General features: G+C 70.6%; 22 protein-coding genes. 7 read left to right on the top strand and 15 right to left on the bottom strand.

Translation table 11 applies throughout. The features are described from left to right. Positions 1-587 precede the first annotated feature (587 nt). From PS467_RS22900 to PS467_RS22915, 4 genes are all read left to right on the top strand, one after another. Positions 588-1,700 carry a S1C family serine protease gene (locus tag PS467_RS22900; RefSeq protein WP_311036824.1) on the top strand — a complete coding sequence of 371 codons (1,113 nt, stop codon included), beginning with the start codon at positions 588-590 and terminating at the stop codon, positions 1,698-1,700. Between the two features lie 82 nt (positions 1,701-1,782). Then, complete coding sequence (locus PS467_RS22905; RefSeq protein WP_268973524.1) at positions 1,783-2,523, top strand: response regulator transcription factor; 741 nt, start codon at positions 1,783-1,785, stop codon at positions 2,521-2,523. Further along, positions 2,520-3,941, top strand: a complete 1,422-nt coding sequence (locus PS467_RS22910; protein WP_311036825.1) for a sensor histidine kinase — start codon at positions 2,520-2,522, stop codon at positions 3,939-3,941. The genes PS467_RS22905 and PS467_RS22910 overlap by 4 nt, the downstream gene beginning before the upstream one ends. Before the next feature lie 80 nt (positions 3,942-4,021). Beyond that, positions 4,022-4,753 carry a response regulator transcription factor gene (locus PS467_RS22915; RefSeq protein ID WP_311036826.1) on the top strand — a complete coding sequence of 244 codons (732 nt, stop codon included), beginning with the start codon at positions 4,022-4,024 and terminating at the stop codon, positions 4,751-4,753. Between the two features lie 61 nt (positions 4,754-4,814). Here the strand turns inward: PS467_RS22915 and PS467_RS22920 are convergent, their stop codons facing one another. From PS467_RS22920 to PS467_RS22935, 4 genes are all read right to left on the bottom strand, one after another. Then, a complete protein-coding gene (locus tag PS467_RS22920) occupies positions 4,815-6,776 on the bottom strand; it encodes an ABC transporter ATP-binding protein (protein ID WP_311039937.1) in 1,962 nt (653 codons plus the stop codon). 710 nt (positions 6,777-7,486) lie between these two features. After that, entirely contained in the window at positions 7,487-8,767 is a 1,281-nt protein-coding gene (locus PS467_RS22925) for an LmeA family phospholipid-binding protein (RefSeq protein ID WP_311036827.1), read from the bottom strand. 101 nt (positions 8,768-8,868) lie between these two features. After that, entirely contained in the window at positions 8,869-9,129 is a 261-nt protein-coding gene (locus PS467_RS22930) for an RNA recognition motif domain-containing protein (protein ID WP_311036828.1), read from the bottom strand. A gap of 120 nt (positions 9,130-9,249) precedes the next feature. Continuing rightward, positions 9,250-10,383 (bottom strand): NADH:flavin oxidoreductase, encoded by a 1,134-nt coding sequence (locus PS467_RS22935; RefSeq protein WP_311036829.1) that lies wholly within the window; start codon positions 10,381-10,383, stop codon positions 9,250-9,252. Between the two features lie 318 nt (positions 10,384-10,701). On the opposite strand from PS467_RS22935, the gene PS467_RS22940 reads away from it, so the two are divergent. Continuing rightward, positions 10,702-11,808, top strand: coding sequence for a methyltransferase domain-containing protein (locus tag PS467_RS22940; protein WP_311036830.1), 1,107 nt, complete (start codon positions 10,702-10,704; stop codon positions 11,806-11,808). 14 nt (positions 11,809-11,822) lie between these two features. Here PS467_RS22940 and PS467_RS22945 read toward each other — a convergent pair whose 3' ends face one another. The 10 genes from PS467_RS22945 to PS467_RS22990 form a co-directional block, all read right to left on the bottom strand. Continuing rightward, positions 11,823-13,301: a glycoside hydrolase gene (locus tag PS467_RS22945; RefSeq protein ID WP_311036831.1), complete on the bottom strand. Its 1,479-nt coding sequence runs from the start codon at positions 13,299-13,301 to the stop codon at positions 11,823-11,825. A 109-nt stretch (positions 13,302-13,410) separates the two neighbouring features. Next, positions 13,411-13,857: a S26 family signal peptidase gene (locus PS467_RS22950; RefSeq protein ID WP_311036832.1), complete on the bottom strand. Its 447-nt coding sequence runs from the start codon at positions 13,855-13,857 to the stop codon at positions 13,411-13,413. Then, complete coding sequence (locus PS467_RS22955; RefSeq protein WP_311036833.1) at positions 13,854-15,758, bottom strand: ABC transporter ATP-binding protein; 1,905 nt, start codon at positions 15,756-15,758, stop codon at positions 13,854-13,856. Before PS467_RS22955 ends, PS467_RS22950 begins: the two co-directional genes overlap by 4 nt. Continuing rightward, the gene (locus PS467_RS22960; RefSeq protein ID WP_311036834.1) at positions 15,755-16,237 is read right to left on the bottom strand and encodes a TlpA disulfide reductase family protein; all 483 of its coding nucleotides are present in this window, start codon (positions 16,235-16,237) and stop codon (positions 15,755-15,757) included. Before PS467_RS22960 ends, PS467_RS22955 begins: the two co-directional genes overlap by 4 nt. Beyond that, positions 16,182-16,886, bottom strand: a complete 705-nt coding sequence (locus PS467_RS22965) for a MauE/DoxX family redox-associated membrane protein (RefSeq protein WP_311036835.1) — start codon at positions 16,884-16,886, stop codon at positions 16,182-16,184. Before PS467_RS22965 ends, PS467_RS22960 begins: the two co-directional genes overlap by 56 nt. A gap of 121 nt (positions 16,887-17,007) precedes the next feature. Beyond that, a complete protein-coding gene (locus tag PS467_RS22970) occupies positions 17,008-17,217 on the bottom strand; it encodes a hypothetical protein (RefSeq protein ID WP_268973537.1) in 210 nt (69 codons plus the stop codon). 148 nt (positions 17,218-17,365) lie between these two features. After that, positions 17,366-18,121 (bottom strand): helix-turn-helix domain-containing protein, encoded by a 756-nt coding sequence (locus tag PS467_RS22975; RefSeq protein ID WP_311036836.1) that lies wholly within the window; start codon positions 18,119-18,121, stop codon positions 17,366-17,368. A 922-nt stretch (positions 18,122-19,043) separates the two neighbouring features. Further along, on the bottom strand, positions 19,044-19,238 hold the full coding sequence (locus tag PS467_RS22980) for a DUF397 domain-containing protein (RefSeq protein ID WP_311036837.1): 195 nt from the start codon (positions 19,236-19,238) through the stop codon (positions 19,044-19,046). Between the two features lie 10 nt (positions 19,239-19,248). Further along, positions 19,249-19,443, bottom strand: coding sequence for a DUF397 domain-containing protein (locus tag PS467_RS22985; RefSeq protein WP_311036838.1), 195 nt, complete (start codon positions 19,441-19,443; stop codon positions 19,249-19,251). A gap of 12 nt (positions 19,444-19,455) precedes the next feature. Beyond that, positions 19,456-20,340: a helix-turn-helix domain-containing protein gene (locus tag PS467_RS22990; RefSeq protein ID WP_311036839.1), complete on the bottom strand. Its 885-nt coding sequence runs from the start codon at positions 20,338-20,340 to the stop codon at positions 19,456-19,458. 159 nt (positions 20,341-20,499) lie between these two features. Here PS467_RS22990 and PS467_RS22995 point away from each other — a divergent pair, with 159 nt between their 5' ends. Both PS467_RS22995 and PS467_RS23000 read left to right on the top strand, forming a co-directional pair. Beyond that, on the top strand, positions 20,500-20,934 hold the full coding sequence (locus tag PS467_RS22995; RefSeq protein WP_268973543.1) for an ATP-binding protein: 435 nt from the start codon (positions 20,500-20,502) through the stop codon (positions 20,932-20,934). Continuing rightward, positions 20,931-21,167 (top strand): hypothetical protein, encoded by a 237-nt coding sequence (locus PS467_RS23000; RefSeq protein ID WP_311036840.1) that lies wholly within the window; start codon positions 20,931-20,933, stop codon positions 21,165-21,167. Before PS467_RS22995 ends, PS467_RS23000 begins: the two co-directional genes overlap by 4 nt. A 12-nt stretch (positions 21,168-21,179) precedes the next feature. On the opposite strand, the gene PS467_RS23005 is transcribed toward PS467_RS23000, so the two are convergent. Beyond that, a complete protein-coding gene (locus tag PS467_RS23005; protein WP_311036841.1) occupies positions 21,180-21,908 on the bottom strand; it encodes a DUF4232 domain-containing protein in 729 nt (242 codons plus the stop codon). Between the last annotated feature and the right edge of the window lie 126 nt (positions 21,909-22,034).

Genomic DNA, 22,034 nt, shown 5'->3' on the forward strand with positions numbered 1-22,034 from the left:
CGCGTGGCTGCTTTCCTGGCGGATGGCGTCCGCGGGCAAGGGGTCTTACGGCCGGTGGCCTCGCGCGCCTCTGCCCGTCCGGCGGGTGTGGCCCTGCGGGGTCTGTGCCGGGTCCTGGGCGAGGTGGCCGCCTTACGGTGTCCTTGGCGCCGCGTGGCTGCTTTCCGGGGGCGCCGGCGTGCCATGGCTTACGGGCCGACGGCCCCGCTTGCCTCTGCTGTCCGGCTGCCGCGGCCCTCGGCGCGTGCCCGCCCTGTGGCCGTCTTACGGGGGCCTTCGCGCCTGGCGGGTCTCGTGATCCCGCGACGTTCCACGGCTGGGCCCCGGAGCTTCGCGCAGGCGGCGCGTCCTGTGGTCGGTGGGGTTCTCCGAGGCGGCGCCCCAGGGTGGCGTGACCGCCTTACGGCGGGCTTCAGCGCTGGGGGCCGCGTCCGTGCGCCGAAGAGGGTCCCGGGCCCGGGACGGCGGGGGCCCGGGGGCGGTGCCCCGGACCGGTCGGGGGTCCTTATGTCGGGCATACCGACTTCTGGCGGGGTTCTTAGCGGGCACTCAGGAGACTCTCATAATCCGGCCGCACAGTCATATACATGACGGACAGCACACGCCGCAGCGGCGCAGACGAGCCCTATCCCTTCCCGTACGGCGGTGGCGCGGGGTATCCCGCTCCGCCCGCGTACCAGCCTCAGCAGCCGGTCACCACGCCGTCCGGGATCACCGTGTGGCCGGGTGCCGGCAGTGGTGGGGACGGGGCCGGGGAGGACGGTGGCGCGCTCGCGGCCGAGGGGGCGCACGGTGGCGGCAAGCGGCGCAAGGCGCGGATGTCGCGGCCGGTCGCGCTGATCGCGGCCGTGGCGGCGGTCTCGGCGCTCGTGGGGGGCGGGTCGGCCGCGCTGGTCACCCACGCCACCGAGAAGTCCGACACCGCGATCTCCACCCCCGTGGTCAACGCCAAGTCCACCAGCAGCAGCGGGGTCTCGGCCGTGGCGACGGCCGTCAGCCCCAGCATCGTGGAGGTCGGCGCCAGCGGCACCAGTGGTGAGTCCACCGGCTCCGGCGTGATCATCACCAGCGACGGCGAGATCATCACCAACAACCACGTGATCTCCGGCGCCAACTCGATCCAGGTGACCTTCAGCGACGGCAGCAAGAAGACCGCGACGGTCATCGGCACCGACAGCGCGAAGGACCTCGCACTGATCAAGGTGCAGGACGCGAGCGGGCTGAAGGCCGCCACGCTCGGCGACTCCAGCAAGGTCACGGTGGGCGACCAGGTCGTGGCCATCGGCTCGCCCGAGGGCCTCACCGGCACCGTCACCAGCGGCATTGTCTCCGCGCTCGACCGTGATGTCACCGTCTCCACGGACGAGAGCCAGGGCCAGGGCGACCAGGGAGGGCCGGGCAGCGGCCGGCAGTGGCCCTTCGAGTTCGGCGGCGGCCAGTACAACGGCGACGTCGGCTCGTCGACCACCACCTACAAGGCCATCCAGACCGACGCCTCGCTCAACCCCGGCAACTCCGGCGGTGCGCTGATCAACATGAGCGGCCAGATCGTCGGCATCAACTCCGCCATGTACTCCTCGGCCTCGACCCAGAGCTCCAGCAGCGCGGGCAGCATCGGCCTCGGCTTCGCGATCCCGATCAACACCGTCAAGTCCGACCTCGCGACCCTGCGCGCGGGCGGCAGTGACAGCAACGTCTGACCGGCGTGCGAGGCTGGCAGCAGCATGTCCCGCCGCACCGCCGCCGCACCGCCGCCGCACCGCCACGTGAAGGAACCGACCCATGAGCCTCCCCGATCATGGCGATCAGCCCGCCCGCATCCTGATCGTCGACGACGAGCCGGCCGTCCGGGAGGCCCTGCACCGCAGCCTCGTCTTCGAGGGCTACGCGACCGAGACCGCCGTGGACGGCCTGGACGCGCTGGACAAGGTCGGCTCCTACGACCCCGAACTGATCGTGCTCGATGTGCTGATGCCCCGGATGGACGGGCTGACCGCGGCGCGGCGGCTGCGCGCCACCGGCGTGACGCTGCCCATCCTGATGCTCACCGCGCGGGACACGGTCGGCGACCGGGTCACCGGGCTCGACGCGGGCGCGGACGACTACCTCGTCAAACCCTTCGAACTGGATGAACTGCTGGCCCGCATCCGCGCCCTGCTGCGCCGCAGCTCCTACGTGGCGCGGCAGGACGCGGCGCTGCCCGACGCGGAGGTGATGGCCTTCGACGACCTGCGGATGGACCTGACGACCCGCGAGGTCACCCGGGGCACCCGCCGCGTCGAGCTGACCCGCACCGAGTTCACCCTGCTGGAGATGTTCCTGGCGCACCCCCGCCAGGTGCTCACCCGTGAGCAGATCCTCAAGGCGGTGTGGGGCTTCGACTTCGAGCCGTCGTCCAACTCGCTTGATGTGTACGTGATGTATCTGCGCCGCAAGACGGAGGCGGGCGGCGAACCGCGGCTGGTGCACACCGTGCGCGGGGTGGGGTACGTCCTGCGGTCCGCGAAGGGCGATCTTTCGTGAGGTTCCGCAACCTGCCGCTGCGTTCGCGACTGGCCCTGCTCACCGCCGTGGCGGTGGCGGTGGCGGTGGCGGCCTCGGCGTTCGCGTGCTGGCTGATCGTCCGGGAACAGCTCAGCGGCCAACTCGACTCGTCCCTGCGCAACGTCAAGGTCGACGAGCGCAATGTGGTGAGCATCCTGGAGGCGTGCCAGAGCCCCGACGGCGCCGACAGCCGCACCCCGCGCGCCCTCGGCTCGTACTCCGTGCAGATCGTGCTGGCCGACGGGAGCCGCTGCCGCCAGCCGGGGGCGGCGCAACTGCCGGTGACCTCCTCCGACGTGGCCGTGGCCCTCGGGCAGCGGCCGAACGCGCTGCACGACGCGACGGCCACGGGCGGCCAGGGCATGCGGGTGTACACCTACCGGCCCACGGTCGGCCCCGGCAGCCCGCTGCCGCGCGGTATCGCCGTCTCCATGGCCCGCCCGCTGAGCGAGGTCGAGCATCCCCTCAACACGCTGGCGCTGGTGCTCTCCCTCGTCGCCGGGGTCGGCGTCGTCGGCGCGGGCGCCGCGGGCCTGTGGATCGCCAGGACCGGGCTGAAGCCCGTGGACCGGCTGACCGAGGCGGTCGAGCATGTGGCCCGCACCGAGGACCTGGCCGTCCGCATCCCCGCCGAGGGCGATGACGAGATCGCCCGGCTGTCCCGGTCGTTCAACGCCATGACGGCCGCCCTCGCCTCCTCCCGCGACCGCCAGCAGCAGCTGATCGCGGACGCAGGGCATGAGCTGCGCACCCCGCTCACCTCGCTGCGCACCAATGTCGAGCTGCTCGCCCGCAGCGAGGAAACCGGCCGCGCGCTGCCGCCCGACGACCGTAAGGCGCTCATGAAGAGCGTCAAGGCGCAGATGACCGAACTGGCCGCGCTGATCGGCGATCTACAGGAGCTGTCCCGCCCCGACGCCCTGCCCGGCAGTGGCCCCCCGCAGGTGGTCGCCCTGCACGAGGTGGCGCACACGGCCCTGGAGCGGGCCCGGCTGCGCGGCGCGCATCTCACGATCAACGCCTCGATCGAATCCTGGTACGTGCGCGGCGAGCCGGCCGCTCTGGAGCGGGCGCTGGTCAATCTGCTCGACAACGCCGTGAAGTTCAGCCCTTCGGGTGGTGTGATCGACGTCGTCCTCAGAAGCGGAGAGCTGAGGGTGCGGGACCATGGCCCCGGTATCCCCGCCGAGGAACTGCCGCATGTCTTCGAGCGCTTCTGGCGCTCCCCGTCCGCCCGCAGCATGCCCGGTTCGGGCCTCGGCCTGTCGATCGTGGCCCGCACGGTGCAGCAGGCGGGCGGCCAGGTGGGGCTGGAGCCGGCGGAGGGCGGCGGTACGGTCGCCTGGCTCAGGCTCCCGGGCGCGCCCACCGCCCCGCCCGCGATCGATCTCGACTGAGCCGGCCGCGGGCCCGACCTCTCAGCCGCCGGACACGTCCGGCTCAGCGGGCGCACAGCCTCCGGTACGAGGTTGGGGCCATGCACGAGACTGCCCGAATCCTGGTCGTGGACGACGAGCCATCGGTGCGCGAAGCGCTCGGCAGAGCCCTGCGGTACGAGGGCTACGACGTCGGGACGGCCCAGGCCGGCCCCGAGGCGCTGGAGGCGATCGAGCGGGAGCGGCCCCATCTGGTGCTGCTCGCGGTGGCGACGCGGGCGACGCCCGGACCGGACGGGCCGTCGGCGATCCGCCGGATACGGGCCCGCGGCTGCACAGTGCCGATCATGATGGTCGGCGACCGGGACTCCCTCAGCGACCGGGTCGCCGGCCTTGACAGCGGCGCGGACGACTATCTGACCGGGCCCTTCGCCCAGGAGGAGCTGCTGGCCCGGGTGAGAGCCCTGCTGCGCCGCGGGCTCCGGTGGCGCCCCGTCCCGGCGGAGAAACCGCCCCTGGAGCCCGCGGCGCTGGCCTTCGAGGACATGACGCTGGACCCGCTCACCCGCCGGGTCACCCGGTCCGGCCGGCGGCTGGATCTCACCAAGACCGAGTTCGCGCTGCTGAAGCTGTTCCTGTCCCGTCCCCGTCAGGTCCTCAGCCGGGCCGCGATCCTCCGGGACGTCTGGGGTTTCGAGTTCGAGCCGTCGTCCAACACGCTGGATGTGTATGTGATGTACCTGCGCCGCAAGACGGAGGCGGCCGGGGAACCGAGGCTCGTCCACACCGTGCGCGGCGTGGGTTATGTGCTGCGCGCGGTGGGAGCCGATTAGGCGGCAGGCACCCGGAAGCGGGGTGAGGGCCCGGCCCTCACCCCGCTCGCGTGTGTGCCGGTCAGAGCGGTCCGAGCCGGAGCGTCGGCTGGGGGCCGGTGTCGGCGAGGGAGCCGTTCTGGGAGCCGTGCAGCCGGGCGTACGCGCCGCCCAGCGCCAGCAGTTCGTGGTGGGTGCCCGTCTCCACGACCCGCCCGTGGTCCAGCACCAGCACGCGGTCGGCGTCCGGCGCCAGGTTCAGATCGTGGCTGATCATGATCGTGGTGCGGCCGGACATCAGCCGCCGCAGCGGCCGCACGACCCGCCGCGCGGCCAGTGCGTCCAGGCCGGTGGTGGGCTCGTCCAGGACCAGGACGGGCGCGTCGCGCAGCATCGCGCGGGCGATGGCGATGCGCTGGAGCTGCCCGCCGGACAGCCGTGCGGTGTGCGGGTCGATCCGGGTGTCGTAGCCCTCGGGCAGGGCCGCGATGAAGTCGTGGGCGGCGGCGTCCCGCGCCGCCCGGACGATCTCGTGCTCGGCGGCGCCGGGGCGGCCGCAGGCGATGTTCTCGCGGATGGTGTCGTGCAGGATCAGCGTCTTCTGCGGCAGCAGCGTCACGTTCTCCCGCAGGAAGCCCAGCGGCATGGCGTACAGCGGTACGCCGTCGAGCCGCACATATCCCTCCGCCGGGTCGTAGAAGCGGGTCAGCAGCTTGGAGACGGTGGACTTGCCCGCCCCGCTCGCCCCCGTGATCAGCACCAGCTCACCCGGGCGGGCGGTGAACGAGACCTCGGCCAGGGTGCGCCGGTCGCCGCCGGGGTAGCGGAAGCCGACCCGGTCGAACTCCACGGTGCCGTGCACCCGCCACGGCGCGACCGCGGCCCCCGGCGGCGGATCGCTCACGGCCGGCTCGGCGTCGAGGATCTCCAGCAGCCGCTCGGCGCCCGCGGTGGCGGCGGTAAGGGTGAGACCGAGCTGTCCGAGGTTGCGGATCGGCGGATAGAGGTAGCCGAGGAAGGCGGCGAAGGCCAGCAGCTGTCCGATGGTCATCCGGTCCTGGGAGATCTCCCAGGCGCCGAGCCCGATCACGGCCAGGACGCACAGCGTCTCGATAACCTCGACCAGCTGCTCGTACAGCTCGCTCATCCGGGCGCCGGCCACCGACGCCCGCATCCACGCACGGGCCTCCCGGCCCAGCCGCCGCTCCTCGGCGTCCTTACGGTTGTACGCCTGGGTCAGCACGATGTTGCCGAGCGACTCCTCCACGACGGAGGTGATCGCACCGTCGGCGACCCGCTCGTCCCTGGCCACCGAGGTGATCCGCCCGGAGAAGCGCCGCGCGGCCAGCCAGAACAGCGGGGCCAGCACGAAGGTGGCCAGCGCCAGGTCCCAGCGCAGCCGGAAGGCGGCGATGGAGAAGAAGACCGTGCTGAAGACGGCGGAGACGGTGCCCACCACCCCGGAGACCACCATCTGCTCGATTGCCTCCACGTCCCCGGTGAGGCGTTCGACCAGATCGCCCTGGCGGTGACGCTGGAAGAAGTGCGGCGGCAGCTCCTGCACATGCGCGAAGACCCGCGCCCGCAGCCGCAGCACGAACCGCTCGGCGGTCCATACGGCGAGCGAGTTGCCGATGTAGCCGACGGCGGCGCCGAGCACCGCGACCGCGAGCCACTGCGCGGCGGGGGTCCAGAAGGCGCTGAGCGAGCCCTGCCGCAGCGCGTTGTCGGTCAGATCGGAGAAGAGCAGGATCGCGGCGGTCTCGGCGAGCGCCGCGACGATGACACAGGCGCAGATCAGCACCAGCCAGCGCCGGTCGCCCCGGGTGAGCGGCCAGAACCGGCGGAACGCCTGCCGCGCGGTGAGCCGTGGACCGGTCGGTTCGTCCTCCTCGACGCCGGGCTCGCCGTCCGCCGCGGGGGCGTACGGGTACTCCTCGGGGAGCTGGGTGGCCTTCGGCTGATGACGGCCGTAAGGGCGCGGCCGCCCGGGGCGCCGGTGCCGGGCGACGGCGGGGTCGGACCCGATCGCGCGCAGCTGCATGGTGGGCTGGTCCTGGTACGAGGTCACGGTCGGTCTCTCCCGCTCGGCTCCGGAAATGGCCGAGGCGGGCCCGCGGCGCGATGCCGCGAACCCGCCTCCGGTGTGTGGTGGGTCAGCCACCGATGGGGCGACGCTTGGCCGGCTTCTTCGGGGCGGGCTTCTGGGCGTGCTTGTTCTTCTTGGGCTCGGACTTGCGGGCGGGCTTGACCGGGACGATCTTGTGCAGGCTCATGGTTGTTCCTTTCGGTGTTAGCTGTTTGTCTTCTTCTGCCGGAACCGGTCAGCCACCGATGGGGCGACGCTTGGCCGGCTTCTTCGGGGCGGGCTTCTGGGCGTGCTTGTTCTTCTTCGGCTCGGACTTGCGGGCGGGCTTGACCGGGACGATCTTGTGCAGGCTCATGGCTTTCCCTTTCGGTATGCGCTGTTCCTTTTCTTTCGCCGGAACCGTTCGGCCTTCGACCGGAGCCGTTCGGTTTCGACATGGAAGACATTAGGAGCGCTATCCGTGAGTGAGATCGGACTGAGCTGTGCGTTCGCTCAGAACGGTCTGAAAGAATTCTCATCCGGACTCTGGAACCACGCCGTGACCTGCTGCGTCTCGTGGGCGGCAGCCGCGCGCGGGGGCGTATCGACGGATATGCGCACCCCATTCGTGGGCATACGAAAGGGGCCGGTGGCCTATGTCACCGGCCCCGGATGCGCGGAATTCCTCAGCGGGTCTTTCCGAAATTCAGCCCGGTACCCGTCAGATCGGCCCGAATCCCCTCCGGGGAGACGCCGATGTTCGCCAGCCGGATGCCCTTGGCCTTCTTGGGCAGCTGGAAGGAGAGCTCCAGCTTGTCCGTCAGCTCCGGCACCTTCAGCTTCGCCAGGGCGGCGGCCACCGTCGGGTCGATGCCGAGCTTCCTGGCCAGCTGGGGGTGGTCGTTGGCCGCCTGGACCAGGTTGACCCCGAGCAGCGCGGGGACGAAGCGCGGCGAACCCGTGATCCGGTCCAGCTCCCGCCCGTCGCTCTGCGCCCGGTCCGCCTGAGACGGCTGCACCCCGAGCTTCTCCGCCACCGCCGGGATCGACAGCAGCGCCTGCGCCTTGCCGGAGTCCTCGCTGATCTGCTCCGCCGCCTTCTTGTGCAGGAACAGCCCGGCGTCCGCCCCGGGACCGGGCCGGTAGGTGGCGATCTCGGGGATGTCCAGCCGCATATCGCTGACGCTGGTGGAGATCCCCCGGTCCCCCTGGCGCCGGATATGCGCCTTGGCGTGCAGCGACACCTCCTTGCCCGCGACCGGGAGCTTCCCGTCCGCCCGCACCGAGCTGGGGCCCAGCGCCCGGAACCGCACCTGGGAGGCGCCCAGTTCACGGTTGAGGTCCTCGAAGGACAGCAGCACATCGCCCTTCATACGCCCCACCACGGCGCCCTTGAAGGAGCTGGGCAGATCGCCCACGATCCGGATGTCCTGCGCCTGGGCGCGCACCTCGGCGAGCGAGACCCGGTCGGCCGCGACATCGGGGACGGCGATGTCGACCTGCTCCAGCTTCTTGCCCAGCACCTGGGTGAGGAACGGGAAGCCGTGGATGGTCACGTTCGGCGCCGTGGCCAGGTCCAGCTTCTTCTGGAGCTGCTGCTCGGCCTTGCGCTCGGCGTACATCACCGCCCAGCGGTCGCCCAGCACCAGCAGCAGCCCCAGCACGACCAGCCCGATCAGCGCCTTCGCGGTGCGCGGCACCGCTTTGAAGCGGCCGCGCCGGCGCCGGGACGAACGGCGGTGGTTGGGCGGCGACCACGGTTCGCCGTCGTCCCCGGAGCCGGAGCCGGCGCTGGAGCCGGAGTCGGAGCCGACGCCGGAGGGCTGATCCTTGCGCCCGCCGAGATCCGCGTCGTCGTCCTCCGGGGAGGGATCGGCCAGCTCGGCGAGCTCCTCATAGGGGTTGCGGTAAGCGGGCGCGCCGTCGTGGGAGGGCTGGGGTGACGATATGCGGGTGGGGGATCGCATCACTCCATATGACCACGTCACACCGCGCCATCCGCAAGTCCTGGCGCCGATACGTGGCGTATCGCACGTTCCGCTTTTGCCCTCCGTACACGTGCCGTTCCTCAGCGCGTGCTACGGGAGACCGCCCGCGCCTCGGTCACGGTGACCGCCCTGCCGTTCAGCTGCGACCCGTCGAGCTGGGCCATCGCCTTCTCCGCCGCCACCTCGTCCATCTCCACGAAGCCGAACCCCCGCGAGCGGCCGCTCTCCCGGTCGGTGATCACGGTGGCGTCCAGCACCTCGCCGAACTGCTCGAACAGGGTCGCCAGGTCCTGTGTTGTCGTCTGGTAGCTCAAGTTGCCCACATGCAGTCGTTTGGACATGACCGGCTCTCCTTGTCCTCCGTGGTCCGCGGTGGAGCGGACCGCAACCAATCATCCCAAGATGGTGCAAAGCGGGCCATCCCCATGAGCTGAACCGGTCACGCGATGGGGGCTCGGGGCTCACCGCAAGGTGCCGAGCAGCTCCTTGGAGTAGGGCAGCAACTCCTCCGCGCGCCCGCTGAGCACCTTCGCGGCCCACTCGGGGTCGGCGAGCAGCGCGCGGCCGATGGCGACGAGATCGAACTCGTCCCGCTCCAGCCGGTCCAGCAGATTCCCGATGTCCGCCACCCCGGCCCGTTCACTGCCGCTCCCGGGCACGAACGTCGGCAGGAAGTCCTGGTTGAGGCCGACCGAGCCGACCGTGATGGTGGACTTCCCGGTGAGCTTCTTCGTCCAGCCCGCCAGATTCAGATCGGACCCCTCGAACTCCGGCGTCCAGTAGCGCCGGGTGGACGAGTGGAACACATCCACTCCCGCCTCCACCAGCGGCGTCAGCATCGCCTCCAGCTCCTGCGGGGTCTCGGCCATCCGTACGTCGTAGTGGTCCTGCTTCCACTGGGAGGTACGGAAGATGATCGGGAAATCGGCCGAGACGGCCTTACGGCACGCGGCCACCAGCTCGGCCGCGAAGCGGACCCGGGAGACCGGGTCGCCGCCGTAGGAGTCGGTGCGGCGATTCGTCGCGGACCACAGGAACTGGTCGATCAGATAGCCGTGGGCACCGTGCAGTTCGACCCCGTCGAAGCCGATCCGCTCCGCCGCCGCGGCCGCCTCCGCGAACGCGGCGATCACCGCGTCCACGTCGTCCTGCGTCATCGCCCGCCCGACCGGCCCACCGTCCAGCCCCACACCGGACGGGCTCAGCACCGGAGCCTCGGGAACCGGCGGCGCGCCCTCCGGCCGCGAAACCCCGACATGCCAGATCTGCGGCGCGATCCGCCCGCCGCCGAGATGCACCTGCTTCACGACGTCGGCCCACCCCGCCAGGGCGTCCTCGCCGTAGAAACGCGGCACCCGGTCGCTCAGCCCCGCCGAGGGGTGCTGCACATAGGTCCCCTCGGTAATGATCAGCCCCACCCCGGCGGCCGCTCGCCGCCCGTAGTACGCCGCCACATCGGCGCCGGGCACGCCATCGGGCGAGAACATGCGGGTCATCGGCGCCATGGCGATGCGATTGGGCACGGTGAGCCCGCCCACGGTGAACGGACGGGACAGAACCTGGGCCGCGCGCTCGGCGCTGCTGCTCGTGGACACGTTGGATACTCCTCGACTTCACGTCATGACGGCGCGGAATCGCACCGCCCGGCCAAGCTAAAACCTGACGTTGACGTGAGGGGCAAGTACCGGAGGTCGCCTCCGCAACGCGTACGCCCCCGATGAGGGCGTACGCGCTCCAACGGGAGCCGAGGAGCGGCCCCCACACTTGGCACTCAACGGACGACCTCAGGAGGCCGACATGGGAGCGCACGGAAAGCCGCCACCGCCGAACCCGCAGCCGAAGCAGCCGAGTCCACGGGATTCGGACGGACAGCACCCGGACGTCTCCAGGCCGGGCGGCGGGACCCACCGCAAGTGACCGACCTGGAGGAGTTGCACGCGCGGGCGGCCGAGACGCTCGACATCACCGAGCCGTGGATACGGCGCGCGTTCGAGGCCGTCCCGCGCCATGAGTTCGTCCCCGGAACCGTATGGGTGGTGGACGGTGGCGTGTACCGGCCGTTCCGCCGGGACGACGACCCGGACCGGTGGGCCCGCATGGTGTACGACCCCGCACAGGCCATCACCACCCAGGTGGACGACGGGGCCCCCGCCCCTGCCGGGGGCGATGTGCCCACCAGCTCCATCTCGGCGCCGGCCGCCGTGGTGAGCATGCTGGCCGGGCTGGACCTGCGGCCGGGGCACCGGGTGCTGGAGATCGGCGCGGGCACCGGGTACAACGCGGCGCTGATGGCCGAGAGGGCAGGCGCCGGGCGGGTGATCACGCTGGACATCGACCCGGACGTGGCCGACGGCGCGCGGGCCGCGCTGCACCGGGCCGGGTACGGCGGAGTGACGGTGCTGGAGGCGGACGGCGAGCAGGGGTGGGCCAGGGGCGCCCCGTACGACCGGCTGGTGGCGACGGCCTCGGTGACGTCGATCCCATGGGCCTGGGTGGAGCAGGTACGGCCCGGCGGCCTGATCCTGGCCCCGTTCCGGACCGCGTTCTGCTCGCACGGACTCGCACGGCTGACCGTCTCCGACGGCTGCGCCGAAGGCCGGTTCGCGGGCGCGGTGACGTTCATGGCGGTGCGGGGCCAGCGGACGCGCCCGCGCATCGACGGGGTCTTCTCGACGGAATCGTGGGAGGAGAGCCGCGAGAGCAAGGCCGACCTGGACGTCGCGCTGCTCGCCGACCCGCACGCCGAGTTCGCGGTGGGGCTGAGGCTGGCGGACGTCGCCCACTGGCCACAGGACGGCGGGCACTGGTGGTGCGGCCGGGACTCGTGGGCGTACGCGGCGGATGGCGCGGTGCACCAGTGGGGGCCGCGAAACCTGGCCGATGAGACGGCCGGGGCCCTCGCCTGGTGGGAGGGCGCCGGGCGGCCGCAGCTGTTCGACTTCGGGCTGACGGTCACGGCCGCCGGCCACCGGGTGTGGCTGGGCGAGCCGTCGGAGGCGTGGCCGCTGGCTGCGGTGTAGCCGGCCGGCGTGGATCAGACCTCCACCCCGTCGATGTCGAACGTCTGCACCGACTGCGCCTCCAGGGTGAGGCGCAGCCGCTTGCCGTCGAGAGTGGTGTCACGGTGTGCGGCGTAGCGCTCGCCGGCCGGGGTGGTCACGGTGGACCAGCGGGGGACGGTGCCGGACTGGCCGGTGACCGTGGTGAAGAGAGACAGGTCGAGGGTGAGGGGCTGTGCGGAGGCGGTGGCGTTGACGGCGACCACGACGAGGCGGCGTGCCGCGGCGTCCAGCGCGGCGACGACGGTGTCGGAGCCGGTGGCCAGCATCCGCATGCCGGGGCGGATGTGCCGGGTGAACTGGGCGAGTACGTAGTACTTGGGCTGGACGGAGCCGGTCCGGGCGGTGTCCGGGTCGTAGAAGATGGGGCCCCAGCTTGTGGCGGTGTCCAGGGGCTGCCAGTAGCAGTAGGCGGTTGGGTGCAGCCGGTTGAGATCCAGGCAGAGGTTGGTGGCGGTGGTCAGGCCGGTGCTGTCGCCGTCTCCGGTCTCGGAGTTCCACAGGCCCTTGTCCGCGCTGCGGGCCTGTTGGTAGAGCCCGTTCCGGTCGCCGGACGAGCCCTGGTAGCCGTGCACCGTGAGCCGGCCGACGGCGGCGCGGGCGGTGGCGTCCAGGCTCTGCCAGTTGGCGATCGCCTCGTCGTAGGAGAACACGTCGGACGCGGAGATGGGAGTGCCGCGCAATCCGCGGGTGTCGAGTTCGGTGCGCAGGTGGCCGAGCACCGCCTCCTGCACGGCGGTGCTCATGTGGCAGCCCTCCTGGCCGCCGTTCGCCTTCCACCACGTCGATGTCGGCTCGTTGAAAGCCTCGACGGAGGAGAACGGCACCCCCCAGTGCTCGGCGGCGTACGCGGCCACCGTGGCGATGTACACGGCGTGCTGTCGGTAATTCCAGGACTGGAGGTTGTCCCCGCCGTCCGGTGCGCCGGACGGGCAGTGGTTGACGCACATCCACCAGAGCGGGGAGACGGAGAACAGCTCGATCCGCGCGCCCCGGGCGTGCGCCTTGACCATCGCGGCCCGCTGCCTGGCGTCGGCGGACCAGTCCCAGGAGGCGGAGGCGGGGTCCTCACTGAACCAGTCCCGCCAGTAGCCCTCGATCTGCTTGTACTTCGGGAACTGCGCGGAGACCACCATGGCGGACCCCTGCACCGTGTCCCAGCGGCAGGCCCCGAGGTTGTAGCGGGCGATGTTCAGGCCCAGGCCGGGGAGGGTGAGGTCCTGGTACGGGGTGTCCGCGGTGGTGAACAGGACATCGGAGATATCGTCCCGGTCGCCGAGTACGTTCGCCCACCAGGACAGCGAGGCGCCCCAGCCCTCCCAGGTGCCGTGCCGGCCGAAGTCCGGCCGCGGATCGACGGCCACCGTGGCGTCCGCGGCCCGTGCCACCCGCGGCCCCAGCGCTCCCGAGGCCAGCGCGCCCCCTGCCGCTGCCAGCAGTTTCCTGCGATGCATCGTCGCTCCCCCTTCTCGATGGCGTCGGTGAAACCTCCGGTGACGGCGTGGTCATCGCCATGGAGCCGGGCGGCTCCTTCGGGACCCGGCCGTTCACCGACCGGGCCGCTCACCGACTCGGCAGCCTGACCACACCCAGTATTCGTTTGAGCGGGAAGTAGCCGAACTCCCGTGAATCGAAGCTCGCCGAGCGGTTGTCACCCAGCAGCACGGCCATGCCGTCCGGCACGCGTTCGCCGGATACGTCGGCGAGCGCAGGGACGCCGCGGCGCGGGATCGGGTCCCCGGGAAGGGCCGCTACCCGCTTGATCATCCAGTGGCGCTGGGCCACGAGGGAGGGAGCGGCTTTCGCCGTGAGCGGTCCCTGTCGCCAGCCGTGCGTATCCGAGGGGGATTCGACGACCACCACGCGGCCGACCTCAGGCTTCGCGCCCCGGATCACCAGCACCTGATCGCGGTCCCGGAACGCCGGCTCCATGCTCACCCCGTCGACGGTGACAGCCACCAGCCGGTGGGTGAGCGCGGCGGCGACGATCGTGACACGGTCCGAGATCATCTGTCGGCCGCCGCTTCCACCGCGTGCGTCGGGACGGCCGGCTCCGCGTGACCTTGCCGGTACCCGTCGGCCTGCAAGGTGAACAGGCGTGCGTACTCGCCCCCGGCCCGCATCAACTCCATATGGCTGCCTTCCTCCATCACCCGCCCGTCGCCCAGTACGGCGATCCGGTCCGCGTCGCGCACGGCGCCGAGCCGGTGTGAGATCAACAGACTGGTACGGCCGGCCCGGTGGCGAGTGATCGAACGGTGGATCTCGTGTTCCGACGCTGCGTCGAGTCCCGCCGAGGGCTCGTCGAGAATGGTCAGGTCGCGCCCCTCACGGAGGAAGGCACGGGCCAGGGCCAGACGCTGGTGCTCCCCACCCGACAGCAGCGCCCCCGAGCGGTGTTCGGAGGACCGGCTGTCGTGGTGGAAGGTGCGGGAGAGCATGGTGTCGTACCCCTGCGGAAGCCGGGCGAGCTTCTCGTGCAGGCCCGCCTTGCCCGCCGCGACCTCGATCTGGTGCCGTTCGTCCAGCAGCCGCAGGTCACCGAGGCCAATGTTCTCGGCCGCGGTCATGTCGTAGTGCTGGAAGTCCTGGAACAGGGTGCTGATGCGCTCACGCAGCTCTGCCGGATCGACGTCGCGCAGGTCGACGCCGTCCCACAGCACGGTGCCGTGCGTGGGGTCGTAGAACCGGCACAGCAGTTTCACCAGCGTGGACTTCCCGGCACCGTTCAGACCCACCAGGGCCAGCGACTGTCCGCACGGGATGCACAGGTTCAGCCCGCGCAGCACCCAGTCGTGGTCCGGGGAGTAACGGAACCAGACGTCCCGCAGTTCGATCGCGTGGCACAGCGGTGCCAGGGGAACCGGTTCGGCGGCCACGGGAAGGTCGGGTTCGGCCTCGACGACCTCCAGGTAGTGGTCGAACATGAGCAGGGCACGCTGGGACGCCGCGAGCTGGATCAGGAGGGTGCCCAGCGAGCTCTGCACACCGTCGACCGCCGCCACGAACATCGTCACCCCGCCGACCGTCAACGTACCGTCGTGCGCCGCGAACACCGCCCACACCAGCCCGGCTCCGGAGACGAGTGAGGCCAGCAGCTCCAGAAGGCTCTGCACCTTGGTCTGGTGCGCGTCCACGGACTGGGTGACGGCGTTGGCCGCCCGGCGCTCGGCCAGCACACGCGCCCGCAGGAAGTCACCGATCCCGAACAGCCGGATCTCCTTCGCCGCGGTGGGCGTGGCGATCAGCCTGGCGTAGAAGTCCTCCCTGCGCTCGATCCTGCTGACCTCGAACACGGCACGGGCCTGCTCTCGTGACAGGGCGAGCTGGGCCACGAGCGACGGAACGCCCGCGACCAGCACGACCACGGCCATCAACGGGCTGAGCGCCACCAGCGACACCAGGAACCCCGCCACCGTCACCAGGGACTTGCCCGCGGCCAGCGCGGCGTCCGCGAGCTGGCCGGCGACGGTCTTGCCCACCTCCTGGGCCACCCGCAGGCGGTCGAGGAACGCCGGCTGCTCCAGCCGTCCCAGGCCGGGGTGGCGGCCCACCGCGGTGAAGAGCCGATCCTGCGACAGCAACCCCACCTCCCGGTCCACGACCCCTCGCAGATATCGGGCAGCCAGCGGGCCGAGGCCCACCACGGTCGCCGCGAGGACGTAACCGAGCGCGGGCCCGAGCAACGTCCGGATCTCCGCGTGGTGCGTCAGACCGTCGATCAAGAGCTTCGTCATCCACGCGACCAGCACCGGCACCAGCCCGGACACCAGCGTGATCGCGGCGTATCCGGCCGAGGCCCACGGCGCCGCCGTGGCACACAGGCCGATGGCGGTGGTGACGCGGCGGTACGCGGAGCGCGTGTGCGCCTGCTCGGAGCTGCCCGGCCGGCGCCGACCGCGTGTTCTCACCGTGCCGACACCGGTACGTCGAGATCGACCTGCTCAGCGGTGACGATGGGACGTCCGTGCTCGATGCTGGGGGAGACGACGAGTACCACGGGGAATGCCTTGAGGTCGAAGGCCGAGCTCACCGCGCCCTCGTTGCTGGACTCGTGTACGACCCGGGCCACCGGGCGCAGCCGCTCCAGCATGTCGGCGGCCGCCTCGGGCTCACCCACGACGGTGGCCAGCACCTGCTCCCGGCCGCCGGGGAACGAGGCGGCGAAGTCCACGAACTTCGGCAGCTTCTCCTGGCACGGGCGGCAGGTCGGCGAGAAGAAGGCCACCAGCGTGTCGCCGTGCCGCAGGCTCTCGCTGTCCACCGGCTCGGCGTCCTGGGTGAGGGCGGTGAACTCCCCGATCTCGTCGCCCATGCCGACCGCGACAGGTGGGTTAGTGCTGCCGTTGCGGTTGAGGATCTCGGCCTGCTCCCGCAGGCGTTTGATCATTCCGAGACTCAGCAGGAAGTTGAGGACGCACAACGCCCCGACGAAGACGAGGGCGGCGATCAGGGGGGTCATGACGTTTCTCCTGTCGGAAGGTGGCGGACGGGGCAGCGGGCCGAGCAGTGGTCCACGCACCCGGCCGGAACAGCTCCACGAGTTCGTCGAGCGTGGTGACCAGCGCCCCGCACATCAGCCCGATCGCGATCGTGAGGATCTGTCCGGCAGTGGTGCCGCCGGAACCCGGGCCGAACAGCGCCGAGACGCCGGCCGGGACGGCCAGCACCAGGTTGCGGACGGCCTGCCAGCCGCTGACCGGTGCGGTGGAAACGCCGAAGCAGCGGCATGCCGTGTCCGTCCCCCGGCGCACGGCAAGCACGATGCCGAGGGCGAAGACGAGCAACAGGCCCGCCGCCAGCCCGGCGCCGTACCGGAACGCCCCGGGTACGGGCAGCGCCAGCAGCCCCCACACCCCGAACTCCAGAGCCACCACGACAGGGGCCAGCAGCCGGCGCGCCCCGGGAACCGGGGCCAGCGCCTCAACCGCTGCGGCGAACTCGTTGAAGGACCGGCGTCCGGAGACCTTGCTCACCGAGGACACCAGGAAGATGAGACCGATCAGACATCTGATCCAGGTCGAGAGATACTGCTCCACGATTCCCCAGACTCGATAACTCGTGTGCCGGCGCGCACCGGCCTCGGCGCGGGGGGCCCGGCGCGCACCGGCCTTGGCGCAGGGGGCCCGGCGCGAACGCCCCGGACCCCCACGACCACGGTCAGCAGTAGCAGGTGTAGACGCCGGAGCTGCCGCAGCACGGAGCGTTGTAGCTGCACCAGGTGTTCACGTTCCCGTACCCGTAGGCCTTGTTGCACTGCCAGCACTGGCTCCAGCACTGCTGCGGCGACGAGACCTGCGCCGAGGCGGAAATCTTGGGCACGAAGCGCTCGAGCAGCGCCTGCCCGAGGGATTCCATCTTACGAAGCATGTCACTCTCCTCTCGTGGTGAATTCGTCCCGACCTGACGTCGGCTCAGGCCACTTTCACACGCGGCCGGTCGGCCGGTATTGGAGAAAACCGACATTGTATTTTTTCGACCGGCCCTGGTGCGGCGGACTCCCGCTCGATAGCGGAATTCATCCTTCTTGCAGAATGCTGGTGATCCGCCCCGCCGCTCGGTCGGCAGAGCCTTCCCCGCTCTGGTGCTCGGCGATAAAGCGCAGAGGTGAGCGTGCCGTCAGTGCGGTGAACTCCCGTGTCAGGTGCGCCTGGTCATAGAACCCGCAGATGGACGCCGCCTCGCCGGGCCTGTGGCCGGCCGAGAGCAGCGCGGCGGCGTGCTGAAGTCGTAGCACCCGGGCCAGTCGTTTGGGAGTCAGCCCGACCTGCTGTCCGAATTTGCGCTCGATTTGGCGCTGGCTCCAGCACACGCTTTCGGCCAGGGCGGTGATCTCCACCCTGCCGCGCGACTGCTCCAGGCGCTGCCAGGCCGCGACCACCCGCTCGGACGCGAGCCGGCCCTCCCTGCGGCAGCGCAGGAGGAACTGGTCGAGGACGGCGAAACGCGCAGGCCACCCGGGTGCCTGCGCCAGCTGTTCCGACAGGCGGTGGACCCGGAGGCCGAGAAGGTCGGCGGGCTCCGCGCCAGGGTCGGGCAGGTCATCCAGGGCCACACCGAACAGTTCGAAGGCCGCCCACGGTGCGAGCACGACCTCGACCGCGCGTATACCGCCGGTGTGCTCGACCAGCGCAGGGGACGTATTCGGCGGACTGAGCAGGGATACCACCGTGCGGGCCCGGTGCGGTGCACCCACCGGCGAGATCCGCAGCGCCTCACCGAACCCGAGGACCAATGTCGCCAGTCCGCAGGGAATCCCCAAACGCCTGCGCACCGATCCTGGCGCGCAGTGGAATCCTCGGTAGCTGAGTACTCCAGGCCCCAGCGACGGATGCGGATATCCGAAGGCCAGCTCCCACCGGCCCTCAGGACATCGCACCCGATTCCCGGGATTCCCGGGCAGGACGTGTCTCGTCAGCAGACTGTCGGACACGTGAGCACCAGGAGACGACATCGACAGTTGGAGACGGTCCGGATATCCGAAATCTCGCCGTCCCTGCATATGGCAGGCGACGGTAATGCAAGAGATCTATGCATGACAATTCCCTCCGATTGGCGGGTTGCAGTGCATTGATGGAGGCGCCATCCGGCGCGTGTCGCGGCCACGGTGTCTCGGGGCTGGATTCCGAATTCGTGGGGCTCAATCGCGCGGCGGCGGCAGCCCGTTCCCGGTGCCTGGCGCTCGGCCCGAAGGCGGGGATGGCAGGGATGGCGGGGATGGCAGGGCGACCGGCGCGGGTTTCAAGGCGCGGAACGCGGCGTGGTCATGCGACGCCTGGACGGCCGCGACCGCCGTCCCCTCGCTGTCAGCGGCGCCCGGACCCGCCCCATGTCAGAGGACTCTGATCAACCCTGACCGTCCTGACGCGCATGTCATTTCCTCCCCCGAAGTGGTGAGGGCGGCGCGGGGTGGACCGCGCCGCCCGGCTTGCACCACGGAGATTGCTGGCCGGTTACGGTCGACGGCCAGGTGCTGCCGCTGAATGAGCGATTCGTGAGACGTCCCACCGGCTGACCTGCTGGTGCGGTGCCACGGGAGACGCACCGCTGGGACGCGCCGGACCGCGGAAGCGACGAGTGCCGCGCCCCGCCGCGGTGCGCACCACGCGGATCGTGACACCGCCCGGCGCGACGGTCGGCAAGCCGGCGTCTGGGTGGTCCCGGCCTCCCGGCCCGCGCCGCGCGGACGCGCCCCGTCAGAGGGTGTGATCGAGGCGGCCGGACTTCACGGCGCGTATGAAGACGCCGAGGGCGGCTGTGGTCGTACGGATCACGATGGCGGGCTCGTCACTCTCGCGCAGGAGTATGCCGTTGGGGGCGGCGGCGAGTTCCACGCAGTTTTGATGGACGTCCGCGCTGAAGGAGGACTTGCGCCATGTGGTGCGCGGCATGCTGCCTTCCTCAGTGGAGGTGGTCGAGGTTGGCGGCTTTTACGGCTCGTATGAACGACCGGAGGGTGGCCGGGTTCGTATGGATCACCGCTTCCGGCTCGTCGCTCTCACGTATGCGTATGCCGTCGGGAGCGCTGGCCAGTTCCACGCAGTTCGGTCCCGCGCCGTCGCTGAAGGAGGACTTCTGCCAGGTGAGGTCGGACATGATGCCCTTCGCCTAGTAGGTGTACAGGATGTGCTGGATGAGGCCCCATGAGTCGCGCTTCTCGTGACGGTCCGGAGACTCATCTGTCACCACCGCTGGTAGTGCGCTCTTGCTCAGACCTTCGAACGTCTTGCCGTAGTGAGCAAGGGATTTGTCGTCGTCCAGGCGCAAAGACTCCACCGGATGCTCAAGAACAACCGTCTCCAATCTGGGCACGCCCGGCCCGAGGATCAGGAAGGGCGTCCCGAACCAGGCTCGCGCCCCGCTCTCGAACGGAAGGATCTGGATGTCCGTGCCCGGTCGCTCTGCCGCACGAATGAGATGTGCGAGCTGACCTCGCATGACGTGCGGGCCGCCTACCGAGATGCGCAGGGCGGCCTCGTGGATCACCGCGTGGAACGTCACCGATCCGGACGCCAGGATGTCCTGGCGCGCCAGCCGGAAGCGCACTGCCGTTTCGATCTCATCCTGGGATGCATCAGGGAGCGAGCTGCGGAAGAGGTCGCGCATGTACGACTCGGTCTGCAACAACCCAGGGATGAGGAGCGTCTCGTGGCTACGCAGGTGCGTCGTACGTGACTCAAGCTCGGCGAGATCGAGGGTGAACTGCGGGAACGACTTCCGATACGCCGACCACCAACCCTTGCCGCTGCTCTCGGCCATGCTGACAAGCTCGTCAACGTACGGTTCATTCTTGCATCCGTAAGCGTCAACCAGCGCGCGGAGACGATCCGTTGGGATGGCCGTCCGCCCCGCCTCAATGTGGCTCAGGTGCGGCGCGCCCATGCCGATCAGCTTGCCGCCCTCGGCGATCGACAACCCCGCCTGGAGTCGCAACTTCTTGAGCTCCGCGCCGAGTCGGCGTTGTCGTTCGGTGATGAGCGTTCGCAGCGCCACGAGCGGTCCTCCAGGGGATTCGGTGACAGTGTGCCCCGCACGGGTGGGGCGGTCCAATCATCTCGCCAAGGTGGTTGCAAAGTTGCTGAGGCGTGCCCTACCTTGGGTGTTGCCTTAATCACACAGGGTATTGAGCCACAAGCGCCACGGAGGCGTCGCATGGGAGCACTCGCACACCCGGAACGTCCGCACCGCTACACCCTCACCGCCCCCGCCCTCCCCACCTCTCCCCGCCTGTGCCGCGACTTCGTGCGTGGCGTCTTCTCGGCCTCCGGCCTCGGCCAGCTCGCCGACAGCGCAGCCCTCTGCACCTCGGAGTTGGTGACCAACGTCCACCGGCACGGCAAGGGCGACGTACGGCTGGCCGCCGCCATCCGGCACGACCGCGTCCGGGTCACCGTCCACGACGACAGCCCCGAACTGCCCTCGCCCCGCCGCCCGGCGGGCGATGAGACCAACGGCCGGGGGCTGTTCCTGGTCACGGCCCTCTCCGACCTCTGCGGCATGAGCATCGACGAACCGGCCGACGGCACCGGCAAGACGGTGTGGTTCGAGTTCAACGTCCCGCCTGCGCAGACCAAGAGCACCGCATGAACGACCCCACCCCCGCCGAGCGGGTCGCCGAGATCCTGCGGGATGAATTCGCCGCCCACGGCGTACGCCTCCCCGACGTACGGGCCGATCTCAGCGATCCCCACCAGCCGCGCGTGGAACTGGGCACCGTCCCCCTCGGCACCGGCTTCGCCCTGCTGCGCGTGCTCACCGACTATCAGCGGCTGCTCAAAGCCGAGAAGGCCGGCGGTCGCCCGCCGGCCTTCGGCCCATGACACTCAGTCGCGTTACCAGCTGATGGCGTCGTCCATCGACTGCTGCCAGTACGTGACCTTGAGAGAGTCGTCGACGTAGACGCCCTTGGCGGGCAGTGACGGGTGGGCGGCCGAGGGGACGTCCTCGTCGGCGGTGCGGCCCTGGAAGTAGACGGTGAGGGACTTCACCGTGTGGCCGTTCGTACCGCTGCCGTCGGCGGCCGACAGGTTCACGGAGGCGTAGCCGGACTCGCCCGGGGCCAGCGTGACGACCGCCTGCGGCTTCGAGTCCTCGATGACCGGCGGCACCGACTGCGCCTCGCCGAACTGGACGGCCGGGTAGTTGTAGAGGTAGCAGTTGCTGCTGCCGGTGTTGGTGACCGTGAGCAGCATGTGGTTCACGGGGCGGTTCAGGGGAGCCGCGACCGTCTTGGTGTTGGAGCCCTGGCAGGTGACCCCCTCGGCGTCGTCGGCGTCCTTGGTGTCCTTGGTGGCACTCGCGCCGGAGTCGCCGGAGTCGCCGGAGTCGCTGCCGCCGGTCTGGCTTCGCTTCCCCGATTCCGACGACACGTCCGTGTCCGACTTCGAACCGGTGGCGTTGGTCTTCGCGTCCTCCTGGGAGGACGACGCGGAGGAGGACGACGCGCCCTCGCTGCGGACGCCCGATCCGTCCTCGCCGCACGCGGTCAGGGAGAAGGCGGCGATCGCGACGGTCGCGGCGGCGGTCAGGAGGCGGGTGCGGGAGTTACGGATCCTGGACATGTGGGTGAGCCCTTTCGGCGGTGCGGTGGGTGTGGTGCTTGGATGACCAGAGCTTGTGGGGCCATCCGTCCCAGCCGCCACGAACGCCGGGCAGTTGGGGACGCTGGAACGCCGAAACAGGCTGTG

This window comes from Streptomyces luomodiensis (assembly GCF_031679605.1).
Classification (GTDB): Bacteria; Actinomycetota; Actinomycetes; order Streptomycetales; family Streptomycetaceae; genus Streptomyces; species Streptomyces luomodiensis.